Source organism: Pseudomonas sp. Pseusp18 (assembly GCF_059506005.1).
Window position 1 is genome coordinate 3,091,558 of sequence record NZ_CP169240.1, and the last position, 14,936, is coordinate 3,106,493.

The following is a 14,936-nucleotide window of genomic DNA, read 5'->3' on the forward strand; positions in this document are numbered from 1 at the left end:
CCCCTCGCCACACAAGCCCGCTCCCACAGAGGATTGTGATCTCATGTGGGCGTGTGTTTTTTAGACGCTGAGCAGCAGAAACTCGCGCTCCCAGGAGCTGATCACGCGCTTGAAGTTCTCGTGTTCGGCGCGCTTGACCGCGACATACCCCCGGACGAATTTGCTGCCCAGGTAGCGCTTGATGGTTTCGCACTCTTCCATGCGTGTGAGTGCATCCTCGATGGTGATCGGCAGACGCAGGTTGCGTCGTTCGTAAGCACGACCCTGCACCGCGGCGCTCGGCTCGACCTTTTCGACCATGCCCAGGTAGCCGCACAACAGGCTCGCGGCGATCGCCAGGTAAGGGTTGGCGTCGGCACCCGGCAAACGGTTTTCCACGCGCATGGCGTCGGGGCTCGAGGTCGGCACGCGCAGGCCGACGGTGCGGTTTTCTTCGCCCCATTCGACGTTGACCGGCGCCGAGGTGTCGGGCAGGAAGCGGCGGAACGAATTGACGTTGGGCGCGAACATCGGCAGCACTTTGGGAATGTACTTTTGCAGGCCGCCGATGTGGTGCCGGAAGAGCTCGCTCATCCGCCCATCGGCATCGGCGAAGATCGGCTGGCCGCTGGCGATGTCGACCACGCTTTGATGGATGTGCATGGCGCTGCCAGGTTCGTCACCAATGGGTTTGGCCATGAAAGTCGCAGTCACGTTGTGCTTGAGTGCCGCCTCGCGCAGGGTGCGTTTGAACACGGTGATCTGGTCCGCCAGGTCCAGCGCATCGCCATGACGGAAGTTGATTTCCATCTGCGCCGGGCCGTCTTCGTGGATCAGCGTGTCGAGGTCCAGGCCCTGCAGTTCGCACCAGTCGTAGACGTCTTCAAACAGTGGATCGAACTCGTTGGCGGCGTCGATGGAAAACGACTGACGACCGCTTTCCGCGCGGCCAGAACGGCCCAATGGTGCCTTGAGTGGCAAGTCCGGGTCTTCACAGCGCTGGGTCAGGTAGAACTCCATTTCCGGCGCGACAATCGGCTGCCAGCCTTTGTCGGTGTAAAGCTGCAGCACTTTCTTCAGCACGTTGCGCGGCGACAGTTCGATGGGGTTGCCGAACTTGTCGAAGGTATCGTGGATCACGATGGCGGTGGGTTCGATGGCCCACGGCACCACGTAAACCGCGTCGGCGACAGGTTTGCAGACCATGTCGATGTCGGCCGGGTCGAGCAGGTCGTAGTAGATGTCGTCGTCGACAAAGTCCCCGGTTACCGTTTGCAACAGCACACTTTCCGGCAGGCGCATGCCTCGCTCATGCAGGAACTTGTTGGTGGGTGCAATCTTGCCGCGAGCAATGCCGGTCAAGTCGCTGACCACACACTCGACCTCGGTAATCTTGTGATCTTTCAGCCACGTGAACAGCTGATCGAAAGGGACATTCATAAAGACCTCATTGTTGGTTTGAATTACGCCGGGGAAGGCGCCTTCATCCACCGGACACTTCCCCTGTGGCGCATTGACGACTATCTTGGGTGAGCCGTGGCGTTCCATCTATCCACTTTAAGCAGCACCAAAACGCACCAAACGAGTGCGTAAGGTCACCCCATGACAGCGTGCAATCCGTTACAGGTTCAAGCCTTCAACACCGCCGACGTGGCCGAGCAGATCCGCGCCACACCGGGTTGGGTGCAGCACTATCAGCAGATGTCACCGGGGCATTTCGCCGGGCGGGTGCGCTATCTGGACTTGCAAGGCGTGGAGATTTACGAAGAGCAGATGAACACCCGGGTCGAGCAGAATTTCAGCGCCCCCGAAGGCTCACTGGCGTTCTGTTTCGATCGCAACGACAACTCGCTGTACATGTTGAACGGCGAGAGCCGCAACATCTGGATCACCCCGGAGAACTACCAGGAAATCGCCGTGGTGTTCGGGCCGCAATTCGTTCAACGGCATGGCCTGGACGTGGCGCGGCTCGAAGGCTTGTTCATGTCGCCGCTCAATTGCGGGCAGAACGCGCTGTTCAGCCGCTGGTTGAGCGGCACCTTGACGCGACTGGAGCAGACGCTGGATCCGCCGAGCAAAGAGGCATTGACCCAGCAGTTGTTGGAGGACTGTTTGTTCATCCTCGATAACGCCTGTGTGTGCCTGGATCGAGCAGGCTTGCAGCGCCGGGCCGAAGAGCGAACGATCATGAAGCGCGTCGCCGAATGGGCCGCCGATACCCCGGAAGAAACCCTCAATTTGCTGGAACTGTCCCAGGTGGCCGGGGTTTCGTTGCGTCAGTTGCAGCACGCGTTCAAGGCGTACACCGGGATGACGCCCTCGCATTGGTTGCGCTTGCGCCGGCTCAACAGTGCGCGCCGTGAGTTGCTCAGCCGAACGGCCAGCGACACGACAGTCGCGCAAGTGGCGATGCACTGGTCGTTCTGGCATTTGGGGCGGTTTTCCAGCAGTTATCGAGCGCTGTTCCAGGAACTTCCCAGCCAGACGCTCGCCCGCCAACACAGTGGACCTTGTCGGAGGTCATCATGAGTCGGTTATCGTCTTTCAGTCTGTGTGTCGTAATGTCGATGGCCTGTACGCAGGTCCAGGCCGAAACGGTTGTGCCGTTGAAAGGGCAGAGTTCGCAACAAACCCAGCTGGACATCAACGATTGCCGCAACGTCGCGGCGAGTCAGAGTTCCTCAACACCACCACCCTCGGGCGGGCGCTTGCGCGGTGCTGCGGTGGGTGCTGCTGCCGGGGCGGTGGGCGCTGAGGTCCGGGGGCGTCAGCATGACGAGTTTTACGAGGGGGTCGACGACGATGTGAAACAGGAATATCGCCAGAACCGGGCCGGGCAAACCGCAGCGGCGGGCGCAGTGGTTGGTGGCGCGCGCCAGCGTCAGGAGCGCCGGGCGCAGCAAAAAACCAGCGCGGCGACCAGTTCAACCGCCTATACCAGCTGCCTGCAAGGGCGCGGTTATCAGGTAACGCCCTGAGCATCAGGCGTTCGCTGCCGCTGTTCGATCAGGTGAACCATCAGGTCGGCATAGAGCGTGAGGGCGATAAACAGCGCCATGCGCACGGCGAAGGCGGTATAGACGTCTTTGCCGGCAAGACTGTCCTGCACCGACTGGCCCAGCAGGATGATCAACGTGACCAGGCTGTTGAGCCAGAACCCCGGGGTTTGCCGAGTCGGACTCAGGGCATAGAGCTTGCGCGCCAACAGCAAGCCAAACAGCAGCATCCACAGAAAGAACATCCACAAGTGCACGAACAGACTGAGCGCGCACCAGAACACAATGGCCAACAGCCCGCCCATCAAAGTCGAGCCGAGCAGTTCGCGACTGGCGTTGCGCGTCGTTACCGTTGAACTCTGCTGGCCCAGACTGACCGCTTTCAAAATGATCGGCAGATAACTGGCCGGGTCGATCAGCGCCAACAGGAACGCCGGCATCACGATCAGGGTGGCACGCAGCGCTATCCTGGGCACTTCTTGCGCCGGCATAGCACTGGCGGCAGGTGGCGAGGGTGCATTGGCCGGGTCGGGAAACAGCCAGTGACTGATCGCGACGACGATGACGGCGAGGAGCAAGGCCTTGACCAGGGCACCGATGACCATCATCGCCAGATCGAACTCGGCAACGCCGGCCGAGGAAATCATCGTCAGGCCAATGATCAGAAAGGTCACGACCAAGGTGTTGCCGCCGCGCAGCCCGAAACCAAAGGCCAGGAACAGACTGACACCGATCAGCAGCACACCGCTGAGGGGGTAATAACGCAGGACCGGGATCAGTAACAGCCCGATGCCGGTGGTCAGCATCGCAACCACTGCCAGCATCACTCCGGCCTTGAATGGCAGGGGTTTGTTAAGCGTGGCTAACAGCAACACAGAAAGCACCGGCGCAATAAACGGAATCGGCAGTGCCAGGCCGAAGCTGATGGCCAGGCACAGCGCCGTGCCGACGGCCAGACGCGGCGCCCGTTGGTATCTGGGCGGGCGATCAATAGGCATAAGACAGCCAGCTCATCAGCCAGAAAAACAGGCGTCCCAAGGGATTCAGCGGATTGTTCTGCGCAGGAAAGGCCATGACTTCGGCCTGGCCACCGGCACGAATGGCGCGACTGTCACGCAGCACCTGCATCGCCTCGTCAGAAAATTCGATGATCACCGGGAAGCGTTGGGCCGGACGCAACCAGTCGCGACTGTTCTGCACGCTAGGCAAGGTGCCCGGCGCCGGCGTCTGCCCCACGCTGACGCCGTAGCCGACGCTGCGCACCCGCCCCTCGAAGACCTCGCCCGGCAGCGCGTCCAGCACGATCGCCACCGGAGTTCCAGGCTTGACCCGCCCAAGGTTGTTCTCGGTCATGTCCGCACTGATCCACACATCGTGAATGGCAATCAAGGTCATGACCGGCGTGCCGACCGCGGCGAATTGCCCGACGTCGGTGCGCAGGTCAGTAATCAAACCCGCCGAGCGCGCGCGGACTTGAGTGTTGGCCATGTCGAGTTCGGCTTTTGACAACGCCGTGGCAGCGCTGCGCAACAGCGCGTTGTCTTCCTCGCTGCCACCTTCCTGTTCCCGTGCTCGCTGGACTTCGGCACGGGCCGCGGCGACCTGGCTGACGGCCTGCTCACGGCTGGCCCGCGAGGCTTCCAGCAGGCGCACGGAAATGGTTCCGCGGTCTTGGCGGTACAGGCTTTCAAGGCGTTCGTTATCCTGCCGGGCCTTGAGTTCATTGGCCTGGGCCGCCCGCAACGAGGCTTGCGCGGAGGCAATGCCGGCGGTGCTGGCGCCGATCTGCCGGCGGGTAGACTCAAGATCCGCGCGTGCGCGGTCGGCGGCTATTTGATAGGGCTGCTGATCGACCTCGAACAGCACATCGCCGGCCTTGACGTCTTGGTTGTTGCGCACATTCACGCGGATCACGCGGCCGGCCACTTCAGCCGCCACCGGAATCACAAAGGCACCGACCCGAGCCTGTTGCGTATACGGCGTGAAACGGTCAGCCAACAGATACCAGGCCAGGCTCAGGACGATCAGCAGCAGCACCCATTTGATGCCTTTTTTTGCCGGATCGGCAGCCGGATCGGCAGCCGGTTCGGGCGCCTTGGAAGAGGGCGCTTCAGCGGCGGGCGGTGAGGGTTCACTCATCGGCTTTGACCTTGTCTGACGTGGAAGAGAGGGCTGGCGAAGGGGCCGGTTCATTCAGCAGGTTGCCCCAGTCGGTGCGGTGTTCCATTTGTTGGCGAGTGCCTGGGTCGACGGTTGGCAGGGCGCTGTACCAGCCACCGCCGAGGGCTTTGTACAGGGCGATCAGGTTGCTCACGGCATTGCTGCGGCTGACCAGGTAATTGTCCTGTTGTTCGAGCAATGCGCGTTGGGCATCCAGCACCCGCTGGAAGTCCGAGTAGCCTTCGCGGTATTGGCTGTTGGCCAGGCTCAGCGAGCGCTTGGCGGCGACCTGCGCTTCACTCAGGATGCGCTCGCGTTCCAGTGATTTGCTCAGGCCGCTGGCGGCATCATCGGCTTCGCGCGCAGCCTCGCGGACTTTGTCGCGATAAACCTCGATCAGCTGCTGCAACCGCGCATCCTGCACCCGCACGTTGTTGCTGATCTGACCGTGATCAAACAGGTTCCAGCGCAAACTGGGGCCGCCGATCAGGTCCAGGCTGTTGGAGGTGCCCTTCAGCGTGTCGGTCGACCAGACGATGCTGCCGAGCAAGGTCAGCGATGGATAGAAGTCGGTTTCTGCCACGCCGATCAGCGCCGATTGGGCGGCGACGTTGAGTTCGGCGGCGCGTACGTCCGGTCGACGCAACAGCAAGCTGGCGGGTACGTCTTGCAGCACGGCACGGTCTACCAGCGGAATCAATCCCTGGTTTTCGAGCAATCGGGGCAGGGCGTTGGGTGGCTGTCCGATCAGTACGGCCAATGCGTTGCGGGTGCGCAGCACTTGCCCCTCAAGCTCCGGAATGCTGCTCAAGGTGCCGAGGTACTGGGTCTTGGCTTGTTGCAAATCGAGCTCGGCGCTCTGGCCGCTGTTGAACAGTTTCTCGGTGATCTCGAAATTGCGTTTTTGCTGTTCGGCGTTTTCCCGGGCGACGCGTAAACGCGCTTCGGTGGTGCGCAATGAGAAGTAAGTGTCGGCCACTTGAGCACGCAGCAGTACCAGTACGTCTTCATAATTGGCTTGAGCCGCAAAGTAACTGGCATCTGACGACTCGATGGCCCGACTGAAACGTCCCCAGAAGTCCAGTTCCCAACCGACATCAAAGCCCACGCTGTGTTGCCAGAAATGGCTGTCTTGCGGGTTACTGCCGCCGTATTGCCGACGGTTGATGTACAAGCTCTCGGCGCTGGCCTGTTGCAGTTGCGGATAGCGTCCGCTTTGGGCAATCCCCAACCGGGCACGGGCTTCCATGACGCGAAGGCCGGCAATTTTCAGGTTGGAATTGTGCGCATCCGCTTCGGCGATCAGCCCGTCGAGGACCGGGTCGGCGAACACTTGCCACCACTGGCGCACATCGGGATAGGCGCGTCTTTGGCTGGCCTGTTCAAGCGCAGGGCTGCTCCAGAGTTTTGTCCAGGCCTCGCCCGGGGCCTGGAAATCCGGTCCCAGACGCACGCAGCCGCCAAGGCCCAGGGCGCCCAGCAGAAGTAGCCGAGCCGAACGCGTCAGCATGGCTGCACTACAAGCAGGTCACGGGAAAACCTCATCCTGGAGTCCCCAAGTATTGAATGCCCTGGCTATTGGGCTTGAGCCGGTTTGCTTAGGTTAGTACAGCCCGGACAAACACAAGGTCATGTTGGACGATCATGGGGTCGGGCAACTGCTACGCTTCTGAAAGTTATTCATTCGGGCCAAAAAGACGGGTACGAAGACCATGAGCAGCCCCCAGGACGAGATTGCCCCCAGTTCCACCGGTTGGCGCTTCAAAGCAGGCATTGCGATACTCAGTTTGACAGTGATCTCCTGGCTGACGGTGCCACTCGCCGCCGCCGCGGATGTGCCCGGCCCAAAAATCGCGGCACTGACAGGCATCCTGTTTATCAGCAACAAGATTCTGTTGATCCTCGCCATTGCGGTCATGGGCAAGTCCGGTTTTCAGCAACTCAAGCGCAACGTGTTTGGTTATGTCTCCACGCTTGCACCGGCCGCCGACCTGGAAGTAGGCCCGGCTCGCCATAGAATTGGCATGGTGATGTTTTGCCTGCCACTGATTTCATCGTTTCTCGAACCTTACGTAGATACGCTTTGGCCGGGGCTGAGACCGAACCTCTGGCAGGTCCAGGTGTTGGGCGATGCCCTGTTGGTCGGCAGCTTTTTCGTTTTGGGCGGGAATTTTTGGGACAAGGTCCGTGCCTTGTTTATCCGCACGGCGCGTGTCGTGAATACCAGTACAGTGTGAATCGTCGTCAGGAGCGTCTGCAGGATGAAGAAAGAGGGACTCGATACAAACAAACCTGATGCTCAAGCCATCGTCGCTGCGCTCAACCTCGAACCGCACACGGAAGGTGGTTTCTACCGCAGAACCTTTCAGGCGGATCACCGCGCCATGGTTGAGACCGAAGGAGGTCAGCGTTACTTGCTGACCTCCATCTATTACCTGTTGACCGAGGATGCGCCGATTGGCCATTTCCATCTGAATCAGTCCGACATTGTGCATTACTACCATCTGGGCGACCCGATTCAGTACAGCCTGATTTTTCCGGACGGTTCATTGAAAACCGTGGTGATGGGCAACGACGTGATTGCGGGTCAGTGTTTGCAGCTGCATGTGCCGGGCGGCGTCTGGAAGGCCTCGCAACTGATGGAGGGCGCGGCGGGTTACGGCTTGATCAGTGAAGCCGTTGCGCCGGGGTTTGATTACGCGGACATGGAACTGGGGACTCGGCGCAAGCTCGGCGAGATGTTTCCCGAGCATTCGGAGTTATTTGAAAAGCTGACAGCGGATTAACCAGAAATGATTCCGTGATCGATCGCGTATTTTACGAGGGCGGCGGGTTTGTCGATGTTGAGTTTGCGGCGGATGCTCAGGCGATGGGTTTCCACTGTGCGGACGCTGATGTCCAGCTCGCGAGCCATTTCCTTGTTGTTCAACCCCTGAGCCATTTTGTACAGCACCTGGCTCTCGCGTGGTGTCAGTTCGTTGTCGGTACTTTTATCGGCGATAAGCCGTTGGGCGATTTCTGCACTGTAGAACGTCCCGCCACTGACAATGGCTTCGATGGCCGCAATGATTTCCCGTGAAGGCGCGTTCTTCAGTACATAGCCGCTGGCCCCCGAGCGAACCGATTCACTGACGTATTCGTAGTTGTCGTACATGCTCAGCACCAGCACCTTGAGCGACGGGTACTGGCTGCGCAACAGCCGGGTCAGCTCGAGCCCGTTGATATCCTTCAGGCTGATGTCGACCAGCAACAGATCCGGCTGACAGCGCCCGACCATCTCAATGGCATCGGCGCCATTCTCGGCTTCGCCCACCACTTCCAGCGACGCCATGACCGCCAGCAGCGATTTGATTCCATCGCGGACCAGGGAGTGATCGTCGACCAGGGCGACGCGGATCGGGTAGGGCAGGTTCATCGCAGGCATTCACTCTAATTGTTATGGGGGGAGTCAGCGTTCTGTACCGGGTGGCTTCATCGGCAGCACTACGTCCAGCTCACTTTTCCCCGGCATCGAGATCAGTTCGAATCGACCGCCAAAATGCTCGACCCGCTCGCGGATATTACGCAGGCCAATGCCGGCCTGGCGACGTTCGACCTGGGCGACGTTGAAACCGATGCCGTCATCGATCACCGTCAACCGTACGGACTTTTCGCAGCCGTGCAGGGTAATGATGACGTGTTTTGCCTGGGCGTGGCGTTCGATGTTGGTCAGGCCTTCTTGCACAATGCGAAACAGCGAGGCGGCGGCGCCATCGGCCAGATGGCAGTCGAATTCGTTATCGTTGAAGGTTACAACAAGACCGCTGCGTTGCTCGAACTCGGCGGCGAGTTGACCGATTGCCGCCGGCAGGCCGAGGGTGTCGAGCAATGATGAGCGCAGGTCGTGGGAGAGGCTGCGAACCTCACCGATCGCTTCCCCCAGGCGCTCGGTGGCGTCTCTTAAAATGCTCAAGCCTTTGTCTTGGCCATTCTCCAGCACATGGCTGGCCAGTTCGAACTGAAACTTGATAGAGACCAGCAACTGGCTGATACCGTCGTGCAGCTCTCGGGAAACCCGCGAACGCTCTTCCTCCTGAAGGCTGACGATACGTTGGGTCAGGCGCTGCAGCTTCTTGTCGGCCAGGCGATGTTCGCTGACGTTCAGCGTCATGCCGCTGGCGAACACAAACAGCACCGCTACAAGCGCCACCGCGGCAATCGCCAGCATGGTTGTGCGGATCCCCTGAGCCACCTCGGCACGCGCTTGTTGGGTGGCGCGTTCAACGTCTTCAAGGTAGATGCCGGTGCCGAGCATCCAGCCCCAACGATCGAGCATCACTACGTAGGCGAGCTTGTCGGTCACTTGGCCGGAAGAGGGTTTGTTCCAGGCGTAACGTTGAAAACCTTCGCCGGATGCCGCGCTTTTGAGCAACGCCTGGATTACCGGCAGGCCGTGAGGGTCTTTCATGTCCCACAGGTATTGGCCCACCAGCTCCGACTGGCGTGCGTGCATCAGGCTGCGGCCTTCGCGGTCGTAGACGAAGAAGTAGCCATTGATGCCAAAACTGAGCTTGCGCAGTTCTTCCAGCACTTGTTGCTGTGCGTGTTCGTCACCACGGCCGTTGTCGTACAGCGGCGCGATCAGGCTTTGCGCCATTTCGACGTAGTTTTTCAGCTCTGCGCGCTTGCTGGCCAGAATGCTGTCTTCGATCAGTTGCGCCTGTTGATCACCCAGTTGGCGGTTCAGGGAAATCACCAGCGCGCAGATGACCGCGATCGCCAGCACCAGCGGCAGAATCCCGAGCGCGACGATTTTGTGTTTGAGCTGCATCTCTACTCCTGGCCAGACCGAGGGAGGGCGAAGGCCCGGCATCATATGCCAAAGATACGCGCCTGCGGTCGTGATGAAATGCAAAACCTAAGGGAGTGAGCTGTGGCGAGGGGGCTTGCCCCCGTTGGGCTGCGAAGCGGCCCCAAAATCTCTGATACACCAGAGATTTTGTGAGTGCTACGCACCCAAACGGGGGCAAGCCCCCTCGCCACAGCTCACAGGTGTTGCATCAGCGCCATCTACGTAGAACTACGTAGACGCCACGTACGTAGTAACGCGGATTTATTTGTCGACAGCATGGGGGGATATTGGGCCCGCTCCGCAAAGCGGACACAATTATAATAATTACCGCCGCAGTCACTGACTGTCGGCAGGAGACACGCTATGCCCCGTCTGGCTAAACACCTCGCCTGGTTTGCCGTGGCTGTCTTGGGAGCGTTTGCGCTAAGTGTCGTGGCCCTGCGCCGCGGCGAAGCGATCAACGCCCTCTGGATCGTAGTCGCAGCCGTCGCTATTTATCTCGTCGCATACCGCTATTACAGCCTGTTCATCGCCACCAAGGTGATGCAACTCGACCCCAATCGAGCCACTCCCGCCGTACTCAACAACGATGGTCTGGACTATGTGCCGACCAATAAACACGTACTCTTCGGTCACCACTTCGCGGCCATTGCCGGCGCGGGGCCGCTGGTCGGTCCGGTGTTGGCGGCGCAGATGGGCTACCTGCCCGGCACGTTGTGGCTGATTGCCGGTGTGGTGCTGGCCGGTGCGGTTCAGGACTTCATGGTCCTGTTCATGTCCACCCGCCGCAACGGCCGCTCCCTGGGCGACATGGTCCGTGAAGAAATGGGCCGCATCCCCGGGACCATCGCGCTGTTTGGCTGCTTCCTGATCATGATCATCATCCTCGCGGTGCTGGCGCTGATCGTGGTCAAGGCCCTGGCCGAAAGCCCGTGGGGCATCTTTACCGTGATGGCGACCATCCCGATCGCGATGTTCATGGGCGTCTACATGCGCTACATCCGTCCGGGCCGTATCGGTGAAATCTCGGTGATCGGCGTGGCGTTGCTGCTGGGTTCGATCTGGCTGGGCGGGCAGATTGCTGCTGACCCGGTCTGGGCCAAAGCCTTTACCTTCACTGGACTGCAGATTACCTGGATGCTGATCGGCTACGGTTTTGTCGCGGCCGTATTGCCGGTATGGCTGATCCTGGCGCCGCGTGATTACCTGTCCACGTTCCTCAAGATCGGCACCATCGTTGCGCTGGCGATCGGCATTCTGATCACCATGCCCGAGCTGAAAATGCCGGCATTGACCCAGTTCATCGACGGCACCGGGCCGGTGTGGAAGGGTGGGCTGTTCCCGTTCCTGTTCATCACCATCGCCTGTGGCGCGGTGTCCGGTTTCCACGCACTGATTGCTTCCGGCACCACGCCGAAGCTGCTTGCCAGCGAGGGCCATGCCCGTTACATCGGTTACGGCGGCATGCTGATGGAATCCTTCGTGGCGATCATGGCAATGGTGGCTGCTTCGGTGATCGAGCCGGGCGTCTATTTCGCCATGAACAGCCCGGCAGCTCTGGTCGGCGCCGATGCTGTTTCGGTTGCGCAGACAGTCAGCAGCTGGGGTTTCGCGATTACCCCGGAAGCCCTGCAAGCGGTGGCCAAGGACATCGGTGAAACCACCATCCTGGCCCGTGCCGGCGGTGCGCCAACCCTGGCGGTCGGTATCGCGCAGATCCTGCACCACGTGCTGCCGGGTGAAAACACCATGGCGTTCTGGTACCACTTCGCGATTCTGTTTGAAGCGCTGTTCATCCTGACTGCGGTCGATGCCGGTACCCGTGCCGGACGTTTCATGCTGCAGGACTTGCTCGGCTCCTTCGTGCCGGCGCTGAAACGCACCGAATCCTGGACCGCCAACCTGATCGCCACGGCCGGTTGCGTGGCGATGTGGGGTTACCTGTTGTACCAAGGCGTGATCGACCCATTGGGCGGCATCAACACCTTGTGGCCGCTGTTCGGTATCTCCAACCAGATGCTGGCTGGTATCGCGCTGATGCTGGCAACCGTTGTGCTGATCAAAATGAAACGCCAACGCTATGTGTGGGTGACCATGCTGCCAGCCGTTTGGCTGCTGATCTGCACCACCACCGCCGGCTTCATCAAGCTGTTCGACGCCAACCCGGCAATCGGTTTCCTCGCGCTGGCCAAGAAATACAGCGATGCCTTGGCCAACGGTCAAGTACTCGCGCCGGCCAAGAGCATCGAGCAGATGCAGCACGTGATCTACAACGCCTACACCAACGCAACGCTGACGGTGTTGTTCCTGCTCGTGGTGTTCAGCATCCTGTTCTTTGCGCTTAAAGTCGGCATTGCCGCCTGGGGCACCAAAGAACGTACGGATAAAGAAGCGCCATTCCATGCGCTGCCAGATGCTTGATCGAGGAGGGCAGCATGTTCAATGACCTGAGTCGCCTGGGCAAATACCTCGGTCAGGCCGCGCGCCTGATGGTCGGCATGCCCGACTACGACAACTACGTCGAGCATATGCAAACCGAACACCCGGACAAGCCGGTGATGAGCTATGAGATGTTCTTCCGCGAACGTCAGGAGGCTCGTTACGGCGGTAAGGCAGGGCCGAAGTGCTGTTGACCCGCTGATGTAATGTTGAAGTGGTTTTCGTGGGAGCGAGCCTGCTCGCGATAGCGGTCTGACAGTCAACTGCAACGTTGAATGTTATGCCGTCATCGCGAGCAGGCTCGCTTCCACATGGATTGTGCTTTAACTGACTGGCATCAGTTCGTCGATCACCCCCATGAAGGCCTCGACCAGCAGGCTGCGCCCTTGGGCTCGCGTCAGTATCAGCAGTTGCGCGCGAGCTTCGGAGTCAGCCAGCGGGCGGTAGGTCACCCCCTTTTTTACCAACGTCTGGGTGCACTGGGGAACCAGCGCAACGCCTTGCCCGGCGGCCACCAGCGCGATGATCGAGGTAATTTGCCGTCCGGATGGACCTGGGCGCAGGGGCAACCCGTTGCGTCGGTACAGTTGTTGAATGGATTCGTTGAGCCCCGAGCCGTAATCGACCGGAAATAAAATCAAGGGGTACGCGCTGAGCTGGGCGAGGTTGACCTCGGCCTGGCCGGCCAACGGGTTGTCACTGGAAAGGGCTGCCACTAAGGGTTCTTCACCCAGGGATAGTACCCGGACCTCGGCTTGCCCGTTTTGAGGCAGCAACCGGCTCATACCAATATCGATACGACCATCGGCGACCTGTGACCATAGACTGCTGGACGCACCTTCCACCAGAGTCAGTTGAACCTCTGGAAAGCGTTGGGCAAAAGCTTGAATGGCCTGGCTGAATAGGTCTGACAGGGCAATCGAGCTGGCGTAACCCAACACGAGTTGCCCGGTCGAGCCAGCGGCCAGCTTGCCGGCGATGATTTCGGTCAGGTCGGCTTGCTCCAGCATGGCGCGCGCATAAGGCAGAAAATGCCGGCCTTGGGCCGTGAGCGACACCGTGCGGCTGGTGCGGTCAAACAGACGAAAACCCAGCTCGGCTTCCAGAGCGGAAATCTGCCGGGTCAACGGCGGCTGGGCGAGGTGCAGACGCAGTGCCGCGCGACCAAAGTGCAGCTCTTCGGCGACCGTCAAAAAGTAACGTAACTTGCGTAGATCCAGCATCCTGTTCCTTGGGTATTGATCGGTCCGAATTCGGTATTGGTCTTCGGCAGCCCGCGTATTCTATAAAGGCCTCCTGTCATAAAACGAGAGGCCTCATGAATTCGCGTCTGCAGAGTGCTCGCATCGCCTTGTTTCTGTGTGGTTGCGCGGCCTTCCTCAACCTGTATTCAACCCAGAGTATCCTTCAGGAATTTGCCCTGAGTTTTCAGGTGAGCGCCCGGCAGGCGGGATGGAGCATCACGGTGACCACCCTGGCGGTCGCCATCACCGCGCCCTTTGTCAGCCGTCTTACCCGTCGCTTTGAACAACGCTCGGTGATTGTCGGCGCGGCATTGCTATTGGCGGTGCCGGCACTGCTGACAGCCCATGCCGACAGCTTTAGCGAGCTGTTGGTCTGGCGCTTTGTCGAAGGCATGTTGATTCCGGTGGTGTTCGCCACCAGCGTAGCCTACATCGGCGACCGCTGGAGCGGTGGCACTGTCACGGTGGTCACCAGCCTCTACGTGGCCGGTACCGTACTGGGTGGGTTTGCCGGGCGCTTCGTGACCGGGCTCATGACCGAATATGTGGGCTGGCGTGAGGCCTTTGAACTGCTGGCAGCAATGAGCGTGTTCGTCGGCGTGGCCATCCACTTTCTGCTGCCGGCCAATCCGGTGTTGGCTACCAAAAATTCGCCACTGCGTCTGCAAGCCCTTCGCGATCTGTGCCGCAAACCCTTGCTGGCGGCGTATGGCGTGGGCTTTTGTGTGTTGTTTTCGCAAGTCGCGACCTTCACTTACGCCGGACTGTACCTCAGCCAGACGCCTTTCAATCTCGGCGCTGCGGCCCTCGGGACGATCTATGCGGTGTTCCTGCTGGCACTGGTGGTGATCCCCATCGTCGGACGCTTGAGCAAATCGCGACCGCAATCCGAGTTGCTGGTGGCCGCGGTGTTACTGGGCGTCTGTGGCTCGCTCCTGACGCTGCTGCCCTCGCTGTGGCTGATCGTGCTGGGCCTGGCCCTGAGTTCAACCGGCGTGTTTCTGGCCCAGGCCTGCGCCAACGCCTTTATTACAGCCACGGCCCGACATAACAAAGCCGGGGCGGTGGGGCTGTACCTGACGGGTTATTACCTGGGAGGCAGTTTCGGCGCCGTCGGCCCCGCGATGATCTGGAATCGCTGGGGTTGGCAGGGGTGTGTGGCGCTGATCATCGGCGTCCAGTTGTTGTCGCTGCTGATCGCCTTGACCGGCTGGAAACCCCTTGAACCCGATACGCCGGTCGCGCACGACCGTAACGGTTCCGAACGAACCGGTGAACCTGCCTGAA

The 14,936-nt window shown here is 60.2% G+C and carries 14 protein-coding genes; 7 read left to right on the forward strand and 7 right to left on the reverse strand.

What is annotated here, in order from left to right; all coding sequences use genetic code 11:
• Positions 1–60: 60 nt before the first annotated feature.
• Positions 61–1,419: a glutamine synthetase family protein gene (locus ACEN9A_RS13925; protein WP_258674054.1), complete on the reverse strand. Its 1,359-nt coding sequence runs from the start codon at positions 1,417–1,419 to the stop codon at positions 61–63.
• Between the two features lie 162 nt (positions 1,420–1,581).
• On the opposite strand from ACEN9A_RS13925, the gene ACEN9A_RS13930 reads away from it, so the two are divergent.
• Both ACEN9A_RS13930 and ACEN9A_RS13935 read left to right on the forward strand, forming a co-directional pair.
• A complete protein-coding gene (locus ACEN9A_RS13930; protein ID WP_019578879.1) occupies positions 1,582–2,508 on the forward strand; it encodes a helix-turn-helix domain-containing protein in 927 nt (308 codons plus the stop codon).
• The gene (locus ACEN9A_RS13935; RefSeq protein WP_258674056.1) at positions 2,505–2,957 is read left to right on the forward strand and encodes a YMGG-like glycine zipper-containing protein; all 453 of its coding nucleotides are present in this window, start codon (positions 2,505–2,507) and stop codon (positions 2,955–2,957) included. Before ACEN9A_RS13930 ends, ACEN9A_RS13935 begins: the two co-directional genes overlap by 4 nt.
• Here the strand turns inward: ACEN9A_RS13935 and ACEN9A_RS13940 are convergent.
• From ACEN9A_RS13940 to ACEN9A_RS13950, 3 genes are read right to left on the reverse strand one after another with little or no spacing between them, the layout of a single operon-like run.
• Positions 2,942–3,973 (reverse strand): DUF2955 domain-containing protein, encoded by a 1,032-nt coding sequence (locus tag ACEN9A_RS13940; RefSeq protein ID WP_258674058.1) that lies wholly within the window; start codon positions 3,971–3,973, stop codon positions 2,942–2,944. The two genes, ACEN9A_RS13935 and ACEN9A_RS13940, sit on opposite strands and share 16 nt — an antisense overlap.
• Positions 3,963–5,114, reverse strand: a complete 1,152-nt coding sequence (locus ACEN9A_RS13945) for an HlyD family secretion protein (RefSeq protein ID WP_258674060.1) — start codon at positions 5,112–5,114, stop codon at positions 3,963–3,965. The genes ACEN9A_RS13940 and ACEN9A_RS13945 overlap by 11 nt, the downstream gene beginning before the upstream one ends.
• On the reverse strand, positions 5,107–6,645 hold the full coding sequence (locus tag ACEN9A_RS13950; RefSeq protein ID WP_258674062.1) for an efflux transporter outer membrane subunit: 1,539 nt from the start codon (positions 6,643–6,645) through the stop codon (positions 5,107–5,109). Before ACEN9A_RS13950 ends, ACEN9A_RS13945 begins: the two co-directional genes overlap by 8 nt.
• 202 nt (positions 6,646–6,847) lie before the next feature.
• Here ACEN9A_RS13950 and ACEN9A_RS13955 point away from each other — a divergent pair, with 202 nt between their 5' ends.
• Both ACEN9A_RS13955 and ACEN9A_RS13960 read left to right on the forward strand, forming a co-directional pair.
• Positions 6,848–7,372: a transporter suffix domain-containing protein gene (locus ACEN9A_RS13955; protein WP_019649704.1), complete on the forward strand. Its 525-nt coding sequence runs from the start codon at positions 6,848–6,850 to the stop codon at positions 7,370–7,372.
• Between the two features lie 24 nt (positions 7,373–7,396).
• Entirely contained in the window at positions 7,397–7,921 is a 525-nt protein-coding gene (locus tag ACEN9A_RS13960) for a cupin domain-containing protein (RefSeq protein ID WP_258674063.1), read from the forward strand.
• Here ACEN9A_RS13960 and ACEN9A_RS13965 read toward each other — a convergent pair.
• The gene (locus ACEN9A_RS13965; RefSeq protein WP_258674064.1) at positions 7,918–8,550 is read right to left on the reverse strand and encodes a response regulator; all 633 of its coding nucleotides are present in this window, start codon (positions 8,548–8,550) and stop codon (positions 7,918–7,920) included. The two genes, ACEN9A_RS13960 and ACEN9A_RS13965, sit on opposite strands and share 4 nt — an antisense overlap.
• A gap of 33 nt (positions 8,551–8,583) precedes the next feature.
• A complete protein-coding gene (locus ACEN9A_RS13970; RefSeq protein WP_258674065.1) occupies positions 8,584–9,945 on the reverse strand; it encodes a cache domain-containing protein in 1,362 nt (453 codons plus the stop codon).
• Positions 9,946–10,329: 384 nt separating this feature from the next.
• Here ACEN9A_RS13970 and ACEN9A_RS13975 point away from each other — a divergent pair, with 384 nt between their 5' ends.
• Positions 10,330–12,387: a carbon starvation CstA family protein gene (locus tag ACEN9A_RS13975; protein ID WP_230173690.1), complete on the forward strand. Its 2,058-nt coding sequence runs from the start codon at positions 10,330–10,332 to the stop codon at positions 12,385–12,387.
• 14 nt (positions 12,388–12,401) lie between these two features.
• Positions 12,402–12,599 (forward strand): YbdD/YjiX family protein, encoded by a 198-nt coding sequence (locus tag ACEN9A_RS13980; protein WP_007938220.1) that lies wholly within the window; start codon positions 12,402–12,404, stop codon positions 12,597–12,599.
• Positions 12,600–12,728: 129 nt separating this feature from the next.
• On the opposite strand, the gene ACEN9A_RS13985 is transcribed toward ACEN9A_RS13980, so the two are convergent.
• Positions 12,729–13,628, reverse strand: a complete 900-nt coding sequence (locus ACEN9A_RS13985) for a LysR family transcriptional regulator (RefSeq protein ID WP_019578886.1) — start codon at positions 13,626–13,628, stop codon at positions 12,729–12,731.
• A gap of 95 nt (positions 13,629–13,723) precedes the next feature.
• Here ACEN9A_RS13985 and ACEN9A_RS13990 point away from each other — a divergent pair, with 95 nt between their 5' ends.
• Positions 13,724–14,935 (forward strand): MFS transporter, encoded by a 1,212-nt coding sequence (locus ACEN9A_RS13990; protein ID WP_258674066.1) that lies wholly within the window; start codon positions 13,724–13,726, stop codon positions 14,933–14,935.
• Position 14,936 lies beyond the last annotated feature (1 nt).

Excerpts from the sequence above, each read along its gene's own strand:
- ACEN9A_RS13925 (WP_258674054.1), bottom strand. The coding sequence starts at position 1,419 with ATGAATGTCCCTTTCGATCAGCTGTTCACGTGGCTGAAAGATCACAAG.
- ACEN9A_RS13930 (WP_019578879.1), top strand. The coding sequence starts at position 1,582 with ATGACAGCGTGCAATCCGTTACAGGTTCAAGCCTTCAACACCGCCGAC.
- ACEN9A_RS13935 (WP_258674056.1), top strand. The coding sequence starts at position 2,505 with ATGAGTCGGTTATCGTCTTTCAGTCTGTGTGTCGTAATGTCGATGGCC.
- ACEN9A_RS13940 (WP_258674058.1), bottom strand. The coding sequence starts at position 3,973 with ATGCCTATTGATCGCCCGCCCAGATACCAACGGGCGCCGCGTCTGGCC.
- ACEN9A_RS13945 (WP_258674060.1), bottom strand. The coding sequence starts at position 5,114 with ATGAGTGAACCCTCACCGCCCGCCGCTGAAGCGCCCTCTTCCAAGGCG.
- ACEN9A_RS13950 (WP_258674062.1), bottom strand. The coding sequence starts at position 6,645 with ATGCTGACGCGTTCGGCTCGGCTACTTCTGCTGGGCGCCCTGGGCCTT.
- ACEN9A_RS13955 (WP_019649704.1), top strand. The coding sequence starts at position 6,848 with ATGAGCAGCCCCCAGGACGAGATTGCCCCCAGTTCCACCGGTTGGCGC.
- ACEN9A_RS13960 (WP_258674063.1), top strand. The coding sequence starts at position 7,397 with ATGAAGAAAGAGGGACTCGATACAAACAAACCTGATGCTCAAGCCATC.
- ACEN9A_RS13965 (WP_258674064.1), bottom strand. The coding sequence starts at position 8,550 with ATGAACCTGCCCTACCCGATCCGCGTCGCCCTGGTCGACGATCACTCC.
- ACEN9A_RS13970 (WP_258674065.1), bottom strand. The coding sequence starts at position 9,945 with ATGCAGCTCAAACACAAAATCGTCGCGCTCGGGATTCTGCCGCTGGTG.
- ACEN9A_RS13975 (WP_230173690.1), top strand. The coding sequence starts at position 10,330 with ATGCCCCGTCTGGCTAAACACCTCGCCTGGTTTGCCGTGGCTGTCTTG.
- ACEN9A_RS13980 (WP_007938220.1), top strand. The coding sequence starts at position 12,402 with ATGTTCAATGACCTGAGTCGCCTGGGCAAATACCTCGGTCAGGCCGCG.
- ACEN9A_RS13985 (WP_019578886.1), bottom strand. The coding sequence starts at position 13,628 with ATGCTGGATCTACGCAAGTTACGTTACTTTTTGACGGTCGCCGAAGAG.
- ACEN9A_RS13990 (WP_258674066.1), top strand. The coding sequence starts at position 13,724 with ATGAATTCGCGTCTGCAGAGTGCTCGCATCGCCTTGTTTCTGTGTGGT.